Here is a 9,174-nt window from a genome sequence, read left to right as displayed (position 1 = left end):
CTCCGCCCGCAACACCGCGAAGTTCTCGATGATCCCGTTGTGCACCACCGCCACCCGACCACCGTCATCCAGATGCGGATGCGCATTCGCATCCGACGGCCCCCCATGCGTCGCCCACCGCGTATGCCCGATCCCGACCGGGGCCTCGGGCAGCGGCTCGTCGGCCAGCGCCTTGCGGAGGTTGACCAGCTTCCCGGCCCGTTTGCCGGTGGCCAGCCCGGCGGCCGTCCGGACGGTCACCCCGGCCGAGTCGTAGCCCCGGTACTCCAACCGCTCCAGACCGTCCAGCACGACGTCCAGCGCCGCCCGTCCCCCTGTGTAACCCACGATTCCGCACATCGGAACCAGTGCCTCTCGGTCAAAGGGTCCCGGCTGCCGGTCCGGACGAGCGGACCGGCAACCGGGCTGGTGCTCCGTCAGGGAGCGAGGACGGTGGCGGGGGAGGCGAAGGTGTAGCCGAGCGCCTTGATCCCGTTGACGGTCTGCTGAAGCGCCGTCAGCCCGTAGGACGGGTGGTAGAAGAAGCTGGCGTAGCCGTCCCGCACGACCATGTTGAGCCGGGCCGAGTTGATCATGTCGGCCGGCAGCCTGGGCGGGTTGTTGTTGGACATCTCGGGCTCGTAGTTGCCGAGGTTCTCGGGCAGCACGGTCTCGCCGTAGACGTCCCGCACGGGGTACGGGAAGAACTGGCCGATGATCATCGAGTAGTCGATCGGCTTGCCGCTGAGCACGCCGCCGAAGTACAGCGAGCGCTCGTAGCGGGCGGCGAACCGCGGTTCGAGGGCCCGGTAGTCGACGGCGGAGCCGGCGTAGTGCGGGAACTCGAAGATGGTCGGCACCGGGAGGCCGGCGGCCTGGAACTCGGCGGCGGCCGAGTTGACCCGGCCCAGCGCGTAGCTGCTGGAGTCACCGGGCACGGGGCCCTGGTGGATGACCCAGTCGGTGTTCTGGCACGGGGCCCGGAACTGGTACGGCGGGGTCTGGGTCACCGAGCACTGGGCCCGGTAGAACTCGAAGTCGTCGCCGCTGACGCCGTCGTAGGGGTTGGCGACGTTGGAGTACTGGTGCGTGTAGCCGTGCATCAGCATCGTGCCGCCGTTGGCGATCAGCGACTTGATCGCCGTGATCATCGCGGGCGTCCGGGACAGCCGGAGGGTCTCGGCCCGGCCGTTGTTGTAGGTGCCCTTGGGGTCGGTGTAGACCGGGAAGACGCCGAAGCTGAACGGGATGTTCTGCGACTTCAGCCACTTGCCGATGTTGGTCAGCGCGACCGGGTCGTCGGCGGGGCTGATGTCCTCCAGCCGGACCATGGCCCGGTGCCGCTCGGCGGTCTGCGGCGCGAGGGCGTCGAACAGCAGGTCGCTGAAGATCATCACCCGGTCGTTGGCGCTCACGTAGGAGAACGGCACGTCACCGATGTAGGTGAGGTTCTTCGAGCGGACCGCCCACGGGACGGCGGCCCCGGTGGAGTCGGTCGCGGAGGCCAGCACGCTCACCTTCGCCGGGTCGGTGATGGTCTCGCCCAGCACGCCGCCGCCGTTCAGCGGGTCGCGGCTGAGCTGCTGGCCCTTGTAGCCGACCGAGGTGATCGGGTTGTAGTTGAAGAAGGAGTTGGTCGGGTCCCAGCCGTAGGCGGCCGAGAAGTTCGCCGGGCCGACCTGGTTGGCGAGGTTCCAGATGTTGTCGTACAGCCAGATCACCGGCTTGGTCGTGCTGGTCACGTCGGTGTAGAAGGACGTGGGCACGGCGTCCGGGATCGGCTGGCCGTTGGTGTCGGGGGCCCCGTAGTAGGTGGAGCCGAAGTACACCGTGGCGGTGTAGTTGTTGACCTCGCCGGGCTGGTACTGGGAGACCGGCTTCGGCGTGACGCTGCCGAAGTGGCCGGCCAGGTTGGCGGTGGTCATCGCGTACAGCTCGCCGAGGTGCCCGTACGGGCCGGTGGTGTCGTAGAGCACCAGGGTGCTCTTCCCGCCGGCCGGCGGCGGATTGGCCGGGGCCTGGGCCAGCGCCTGCGGGAGGGTCTGCAGGGTGGTGGCCTTCTTCACCTTCTGATGGGGATTCAGTTTCCTGGTCTTGTCGGCCTTCTTCTGCTCGGTCCCGAAGGCGGGGCCGAGGTCGGTCGGAGCCCGGTCCTGCTTCTTGGACTCCTGGGACTTCTTCTGGTCGGGGGGAGGCGCTTTCGCGGAGGCGGAGTCGACCGGGAGGAATCCCACGCTCAGGACGAGGGCGAGAGCCCCCACGATGGTCGTCCGGCTCCGTTTGCGGCTCATTGGATGCACAGGCATGACAGCCCCTGGCGATGTGTGGTCAAGCCATGGATACGGGAATGCCCGGCGGCATTTTCCCGGCGTCTCGACACAGAAGGCCGGGCGGTGCTCGGAACGGCACGTGGCGCCGGCCTGGATTCGCGGGGGCATGGCACTGACGGGACGTCAACGCCGATCAGCCGCAGCACAGGCGATACACCCGACAGTGGCACCGGCCCGGGAGAGTGTCAATCCCTTCCCGCGAGTAGGTATTGTCGGATCGATTCATTGAAGGTCCAGGGGGGCCGTGTTAAATTGTTCGTGAAAGTCCCCATGGGGCGCGCGAAGATCCGAGTCGGCAGACGGTCGCCTTTTTCCCGGCTCGGGGAGTGAGTGGCGAGACCGGCCCCCTCCACCGCGAGCGCGAGAGCCGTGTCATCCCGGCATCCGGTCGCATTCCGTTCAGGGTTGATCTCCCATGTACGTGAACTGCGGAGTCAGCAGCGGAGTCTGCTTCAGCGCGGCGTCCGTCCTGCCCTCCGGCGCCTCCGGGGCCGAACTGGCCCGGCTGCTGCTGGAGATCGCGGGCGCGGGCTTCGGCCTCTACCTGGTGGCCGGCCTGCTCCTGCTGTTCTACGGCGCGGTGGTCCGCCACCGCCGCCCCCGGCAGCCCCGGCCCGCGCCGCACGCGGTGCCGGACGGGGTCACCGGGGCCACCGCCGTCCGGCGGGGTGCGTCGTGCTGACGACCGTCCTGCTCGGACTCTCCACCGCCGTCATCGTGACGGCGCTGGCGTACAACACCGGGATGTTCGTGCTCTCCCGGCGGGTCGCCCGGCCCACAGCGACGGACGACCCGCACCCCCGGCGCTACGTGTTCCTGATGGCCTGTCTGAACGAGGAGCGGGTGCTCGCCGAGAGCCTGCGCCGCCTCCTCGCCCTGCCCCGGACGGACGCCCTGGTGCTGGTGGTTGACGACGCGTCACAGGACCGGACGGCCGAGATCGTCCGGGCCGCCGACCCGGCCCGGGTGCTGCTGCACCAGCGGCAGCTGCCGAACGCCCGCCGGGGCAAGGGGGCCGCGCTCAACGACGGCCTCCGGTACCTGGCCGCCTCCGGCCTGCTGGCCGGCACCGCGCCCGAGGACGTGGTGGTCTGCGTGCTGGACGCCGACGGCCGGCTCGAACCCGGCGCGGTCGCCGAGGCCGACCGGTTCTTCGACGACCCGGCCACCGGAGCGGTGCAGATCGGCGTGCGGATGTACAACCGGCACGACCGGCTGCTCTGCCGGATGCAGGACATGGAGTTCGTCGTCTACACCGACGTCTTCCAGGCCGGGCGCCGCCACGTCGGCAGCGTCGGGATGGGCGGGAACGGGCAGTTCATGCGCCTCAGCGCGCTGCGCTCGCTCGGCTCCGAGCCCTGGAGCGACCGGCTCACCGAGGACCTCGACCTCGGCATCCGGCTGCTGGCGGCGGGCTGGCGGAACGAGTACTGCGCCACCGCCGCCGTCCACCAGCAGGCCGTGCTCGCGGTCCGCCCGCTGGTCCGCCAGCGCTCCCGCTGGTTCCAGGGCCACCTCCAGGCCACCCGGCTGGTGCCGACGGTGCTCCGGGAGATCCCCGGCCGGGCCGCCGCCGACCTGGTCTACCACCTCTCCAGCCCGGCCCTGCTGCTGCTCACCTCGCTGCTGCCGCTGGCCTTCCTGGCCGGTGCGGTCGGCTTCCTGACCGACTCGCTGGCGGCCGGCCACAGCACCTTCTCGCCGTACTGGCTGATCCCGCTGTACCTGCTGGCCTTCGCCCCCGCCTACGCCTACGCCCACGTGTACCGGCAGCGGGAGGCCCAACTCGGCTGGTGGCGCTGCCTGCTGCTGGCCCACCTGTTCGTCGGCTACGGCTACCTGTGGTTCGCGGCCGGCTGGTGGGCCGTCGGCCGCACCGTCCGGGGCCGCACCGGCTGGCTGAAGACCGCCCGCACCTGACCCGGCCCCGCGCCGGCCGGTCCCACCCCCAAGCACTCCCCGACGTGTCCGACGCGTCGCGCCGCGCTCCCGCCGGAGCCCGGCCGGCCCGTACCTTCCCGCTGCCCAAGAAGGTCGTCATGTCCGAACCGCTGCCCGTGAACGGCTCCCCCCGGCTGCGTGCCGCCGTGGTGCTCGGCACCCGGCCCGAGGCCGTCAAACTCGCCCCGGTGGTCCGGGCGTTGGACGCCTCGCCGTACTTCGAACCGGTCCTGGTCAACACCGGCCAGCACCGCGAGATGCTCGAACCCATGCTCCACCGGCTGCACCTGACGCCCCGTCACAGCCTCGACGTGATGCGCGAGCGCCAGCAGCTCTCCGCGCTCACCGCCCGGCTGGTCGAGGGCCTCGGCGAGGTGTTCCGGCACGAGGAGCCCGACCTGGTGATCGTCCAGGGCGACACCGCCTCCACCCTGTGCGGCGCGCTGGCCGCCTTCTACGAGCGCATCCCGGTGGCCCACGTGGAGGCCGGGCTGCGCAGCGGCGTGCCGGACGACCCGTTCCCCGAGGAGCTCAACCGGCGGCTGGTCTCCACCATGACCCGCTGGCACTTCGCCCCCACCGAGCGGGCCGCCCACCGGCTGCGGGCCGAGGGCGTACCGCCCGACGCGGTGCACGTCACCGGCAACACGGTGATCGACAACCTGCTCTGGGTGCGCCGCCGCAAGGCCGGCCGGTCCGCCTTCCGCACCGGCCGGCGCGGGGTGCTGGTCACCCTGCACCGCCGGGAGAACCAGGGCGACCGGATGCGGATGATGGCCGCCACCCTGCAACGGCTGGCGCGGCGCGGCGATGTGGAGATCCTGCTCCCGGTGCACCGCAGCCCCGCCGTCCGGGACGTGCTGGAGTCCGCCCTCGGCCACGAGCCGCACGTCACGCTCACCGGGCCGCTGGACTACTTCGACTTCACCGCCTCGCTGGCCGCCTGCGAACTGGTGCTCACCGACTCCGGCGGCGTCCAGGAGGAGGCCCCGAGCCTGGACAAGCCGGTGCTGGTGCTGCGCACCACCACCGAGCGCCCCGAGGTGGTCACCGCGGGCGCGGCCCGGCTGGTCGGCGTCGAGCCGGAGGCCATCCACGCCGCCGCCAACGCGCTGCTGGACGACCCGGCCGACTACCAGGGCATGGCCGCCGCCCCCAGCCCGTTCGGCGACGGCTCCGCCGCCCGGCGGATCGTCGAGCGGCTGACCCAGGACTGCGCGGCCCCGCTGCCGCACCCCCTGCAGCCCGACGTCTCGCTGGTGGACTGGTGACCGTGACCACCGGCCCGCCGCCGGTCCGCACCCCCGGCCCCGCCCCGCCGGCCCGCCGGCTGCGGACGGCCCTGACCGCCGTGCTGCTCGCCCTGGCCGCCGTCGCCACCGCCCTGCTGGCCGGCTCCTCGCACCCGCGCTTCACCCCCTGGCCGGAGGGCTCGACCCACGGTCCCTGGGTCGCGGTCTTCAACGGCGAGGGCACCGTCGGGGCGAGCGGTGACCTGATCACCCTGGCCCCGCGCCCGGCCACCGCGCCGGAGGAGACCCACGCCGCCCTAGTGGTCTCGGCGGAGAGCCGCTCGGACCTGACGCTCCGTCTAGGGGTGCGGACCGCGGAGCAGTTGCGCACCCCGACCCCGAACACCTGGGAGACCGCCTGGGTGGTCTGGCACTACACCGACCCCCGGCACTTCTACTACCTCGCCCTCAAGCCCACCGGCTGGGAGCTGGGCAAGGAGGACCCGGCCTACCCCGGCCACCAGCGCTTCCTGGCCACCGGCCCGCCGCACTACCCCGTCGGCCGCTGGCACACCGTGGAGATCCGCCAGCGCGGCGCGACCGTGACGGTGCTGGTCGACCGCCACCCGCTGGTCACCTACACCGACACCGAACGCCCGTACCCGGAGGGCCGCTACGGCCTCTACACCGAGGACGCCCGGGCCGAGTTCCGCCATGTGGTGGCCTAGGGACCCTCTCCTTGGTGGGGGCCGGGCGGTCACCGCCGGAGCACGCGCCCCTGCCCGGCATCGGGCAGGGGCCCTCTGACGACACCCGCCCACGTGGTGGAGCCGCACGGTGTGACAGCCGACCCCACCCAGGGGACAGCCCCTGGCGCTCAGAGGTCCAGGGCCGTGACCCACACGACCGGGCGCGCCGGATCGCTGGTGGCGTCCACCGCCAGGGCCCGGGGGCTCTTGCCCCGGTCGTCCTGGCTGTACGCCATGGCCGGGCCGACCGGCGGGGTCAGGCCGCACGGGCCCTCGGCGGCCCGCTCGGCCGCGCCCGGGGTGTCTGCCTGCCAGCCGCCGACGGTGAGCCGGGTGGTGCGGCCGGGCGGTTCGAAGCGGCCGGCCGCGAGGAAGGCGGTGAGGTCCGCCGGGGTGGTGGTGAAGCGCATCGACAGGGTCGTCCCGCCGGACAGGCCGCCCGAGTTGGCGGTGAAGACCAGGTCCGTGGCGGCGGACGGAACGGCGAGACCGAAGTGGCCGGTCGCCTCGGCGAGCGGGGTGTTGTTGCCGGAGGTCCCGGCGCAGACCCGCGGATCGTCGGCCGCGACGTGGTCGTCCGGTGGTCCGAACGCCGCGTCGAGTGCTGACTCCGCCTTCCAGCCGGCCAGGCCCAGCAGGCCCAGCAGCGCGACCGCACCCACCGCGATGGTCCGGCTTCCAGGTCCCGTCACAGCTCCGCCCCCCGACGACGATCAGAGCATGATCCTAGCCATCCGGTCGACGGGGCCGGGCCGGGAACGCCGAAGGGCGGCACCCTCCCCGCACGGGGGATGCCGCCCGACGACGCGTCAGGGACTACTCGGGGACCGAAGCCAGGCCGGGGGCCAGGAACTTCTTGCCGTTGACCCGCTCGGAGACGCCCTCGCGGTCCAGGTACGGGGTGATCCCGCCCAGGTGGAACGGCCAGCCGGCACCGGTGATCATGCAGAGGTCGATGTCCTGCGCCTCGCCGACCACGCCCTCGTCCAGCATCAGGCCGATCTCCTGCGCGACGGCGTCCAGGGCGCGGGCGCGCACCTGCTCCTCCGTCAGCACCGAGTCGCCGAAGGTCAGCAGCGCCAGCACCTCGGGGTCGAGGACCTGCTTGCCGTCCTCCCAGACGTAGAAGCCGCGCTTGCCGGCCTTGACCACCCGGCCGAGGTTCTCGGAGACCGAGAAGCGCTCCGGGAAGGCGCCGTGCAGGGTCTCCGAGACGTGCAGCGCGATGGCCGGGCCGACCAGTTCGAGCAGCGCGATCGGGGACATCGGCAGGCCGAGCGGCTTGACGGCCGCCTCGACGGTCTCGAACGAGGTGCCCTCGTCGATGATCGCCTGGATCTCGCCCATGAAGCGGGTCAGGATGCGGTTCACCACGAACGCCGGGGCGTCCTTGGTCAGCACCGCGGTCTTCTTCAGCTTCTTGGCGACCGCGAAGGCGGTGGCCAGCGAGCCGTCGTCGGTCTTCTCGGCCCGGACGATCTCCAGCAGCGGGAGGATCGCGACCGGGTTGAAGAAGTGGAAGCCGACCACGCGCTCCGGGTGCTGGAGCTTGGAGGCCATCTCGGTGACCGAGAGCGAGGAGGTGTTGGTGGCCAGGATGGTGGTCGGCGAGACCACCGCCTCCAGCTCCGCCAGCACGTTCTGCTTGACGCCCATCTCCTCGAAGACGGCCTCGATCACGAAGTCCGCGTCGCCGAAGGCCACGGCCTTGTCCAGGTGACCGGAGACCAGGCCCTTGAGCTTGTTGGCCTTGTCGTTGCCGATCCGGCCCTTGCCGAGCAGCTTGTCGATCTCGGCGTGCACGTAGCCGACGCCCTTGTCGATCCGCTCCTGGTCGATGTCGGTCAGCACGACCGGCACCTCCATCCGGCGGGCGAACAGCAGGGCCAGCTGAGAGGCCATCAGACCGGCGCCGACGACACCGATCTTGGAGACCGGGCGGGCCAGCGACTTGTCCGGCGCGCCGAACGGGCGCTTGGCCCGGCGCTGCACCAGGTTGAAGGCGTACAGGCCGCTGCGCAGCTCGCCGCTCATGATCAGGTCGGCCAGCGCGGTGTCCTCGGCGTCGAAGCCCGCCTGGAGGTCGCCGTCCTTGACCTGCTGGATGATGTCCAGCGCCTTGTAGGCGGCCGGCGCGGCGCCGCTCACCTTGGCGTCGGCGACCCAGCGGCCCCAGGTGACGGCGTCGTCCCAGGCCTTGCCCCGGTCGAACTCCTCGCGCTCGACGACCACGTCGCCGTTCAGCACCTTGGCGGCCCAGCCCAGCGACTGCTCCAGGAAGTCGGCCGGCTCGAAGATCGCGTCCGCGATGCCGAGCTCGAACACGTCGGCGCCCTTGAGCTGCTTGTTCTGCGCCATCGAGTTCTCGACGATGACCTTGACGGCCTTCTGCGGGCCGATCAGGTTCGGCAGCAGGGTGCAGCCGCCCCAGCCGGGGACCAGGCCGAGGAAGACCTCGGGCAGCGAGAAGGCCGGGACGCCGGAGCTGACGGTGCGGTAGGTGGCGTGCAGGCCGACCTCGACGCCGCCGCCCATGGCCGCGCCGTTGTAGAACGCGAAGGTCGGCACCGGCAGCGCGGCGATCCGCTTGAAGACGTCGTGGCCGCCCTTGCCGATGGCCAGCGCGTCGCTGTGCTCCTTGAGCACCTCGACGCCCTTGAGGTCGGCGCCGACCGCGAAGATGAACGGCTTGCCGGTGATCGCCACGGCCTTGACCGAGCCCTCGGCGGCCTCCGCCTCGACCTGGTCCAGCGCCTCGGACAGCTTGGCCAGCGAGCCCGGGCCGAAGGTGGTCGGCTTGGTGTGGTCGAAGCCGTTGTCCAGGGTGATCAGCGCGATCCGCCCGGCGCCGTACGGCAGGTCCAGGTGGCGCACGTGGGCGGTGGTGACGACCTCGCCGGGGAACAGCTCGGCGGCGCGCTTCAGCAGTTCAGTGGTGCTCAT

7 protein-coding genes and 1 pseudogene are annotated in these 9,174 nt (G+C 71.8%); 4 read left to right on the top strand and 4 right to left on the bottom strand.

Annotated elements, in window-relative coordinates; all coding sequences use genetic code 11:
* Window positions 1–339, bottom strand: a pseudogene (locus tag ACIRBX_RS28235) (glutamine--fructose-6-phosphate aminotransferase); the annotation flags it as partial.
* A gap of 77 nt (window positions 340–416) precedes the next feature.
* The gene (locus ACIRBX_RS28230) at window positions 417–2,213 is read right to left on the bottom strand and encodes a DUF2334 domain-containing protein (RefSeq protein ID WP_402300777.1); all 1,797 of its coding nucleotides are present in this window, start codon (window positions 2,211–2,213) and stop codon (window positions 417–419) included.
* 511 nt (window positions 2,214–2,724) lie between these two features.
* Between ACIRBX_RS28230 and ACIRBX_RS28225 the strand changes: the two genes are divergently transcribed.
* From ACIRBX_RS28225 to ACIRBX_RS28210, 4 genes are all read left to right on the top strand, one after another.
* On the top strand, window positions 2,725–2,991 hold the full coding sequence (locus ACIRBX_RS28225) for a hypothetical protein (RefSeq protein WP_402300774.1): 267 nt from the start codon (window positions 2,725–2,727) through the stop codon (window positions 2,989–2,991).
* The gene (locus ACIRBX_RS28220) at window positions 2,985–4,229 is read left to right on the top strand and encodes a glycosyltransferase family 2 protein (RefSeq protein WP_402300772.1); all 1,245 of its coding nucleotides are present in this window, start codon (window positions 2,985–2,987) and stop codon (window positions 4,227–4,229) included. The genes ACIRBX_RS28225 and ACIRBX_RS28220 overlap by 7 nt, the downstream gene beginning before the upstream one ends.
* Window positions 4,230–4,348: 119 nt before the next feature.
* Window positions 4,349–5,521, top strand: a complete 1,173-nt coding sequence (gene wecB / locus ACIRBX_RS28215) for a non-hydrolyzing UDP-N-acetylglucosamine 2-epimerase (RefSeq protein ID WP_402300770.1) — start codon at window positions 4,349–4,351, stop codon at window positions 5,519–5,521.
* Window positions 5,518–6,210 (top strand): family 16 glycoside hydrolase, encoded by a 693-nt coding sequence (locus ACIRBX_RS28210; protein ID WP_402300768.1) that lies wholly within the window; start codon window positions 5,518–5,520, stop codon window positions 6,208–6,210. The genes wecB and ACIRBX_RS28210 overlap by 4 nt, the downstream gene beginning before the upstream one ends.
* Window positions 6,211–6,359: 149 nt before the next feature.
* Here ACIRBX_RS28210 and ACIRBX_RS28205 read toward each other — a convergent pair whose 3' ends face one another.
* A complete protein-coding gene (locus ACIRBX_RS28205) occupies window positions 6,360–6,923 on the bottom strand; it encodes a hypothetical protein (protein ID WP_402300766.1) in 564 nt (187 codons plus the stop codon).
* 124 nt (window positions 6,924–7,047) lie between these two features.
* Window positions 7,048–9,174, bottom strand: a complete 2,127-nt coding sequence (locus ACIRBX_RS28200) for a 3-hydroxyacyl-CoA dehydrogenase NAD-binding domain-containing protein (RefSeq protein WP_402300764.1) — start codon at window positions 9,172–9,174, stop codon at window positions 7,048–7,050.

It is taken from the genome of Kitasatospora sp. NPDC096147, from assembly GCF_044763225.1.
Lineage (GTDB): Bacteria > Actinomycetota > Actinomycetes > Streptomycetales > Streptomycetaceae > Kitasatospora.
Note: the sequence above shows the minus strand (reverse complement) of the source record. Positions and strands in the feature narration are given on the sequence as shown.

What these genes read in the sequence shown, in the direction of transcription:
- ACIRBX_RS28200 (WP_402300764.1), bottom strand. Translation starts at nt 9,174, where the DNA reads ATGAGCACCACTGAACTGCTGAAGCGCGCCGCCGAGCTGTTCCCCGGC.
- wecB (WP_402300770.1), top strand. Translation starts at nt 4,349, where the DNA reads ATGTCCGAACCGCTGCCCGTGAACGGCTCCCCCCGGCTGCGTGCCGCC.
- ACIRBX_RS28225 (WP_402300774.1), top strand. Translation starts at nt 2,725, where the DNA reads ATGTACGTGAACTGCGGAGTCAGCAGCGGAGTCTGCTTCAGCGCGGCG.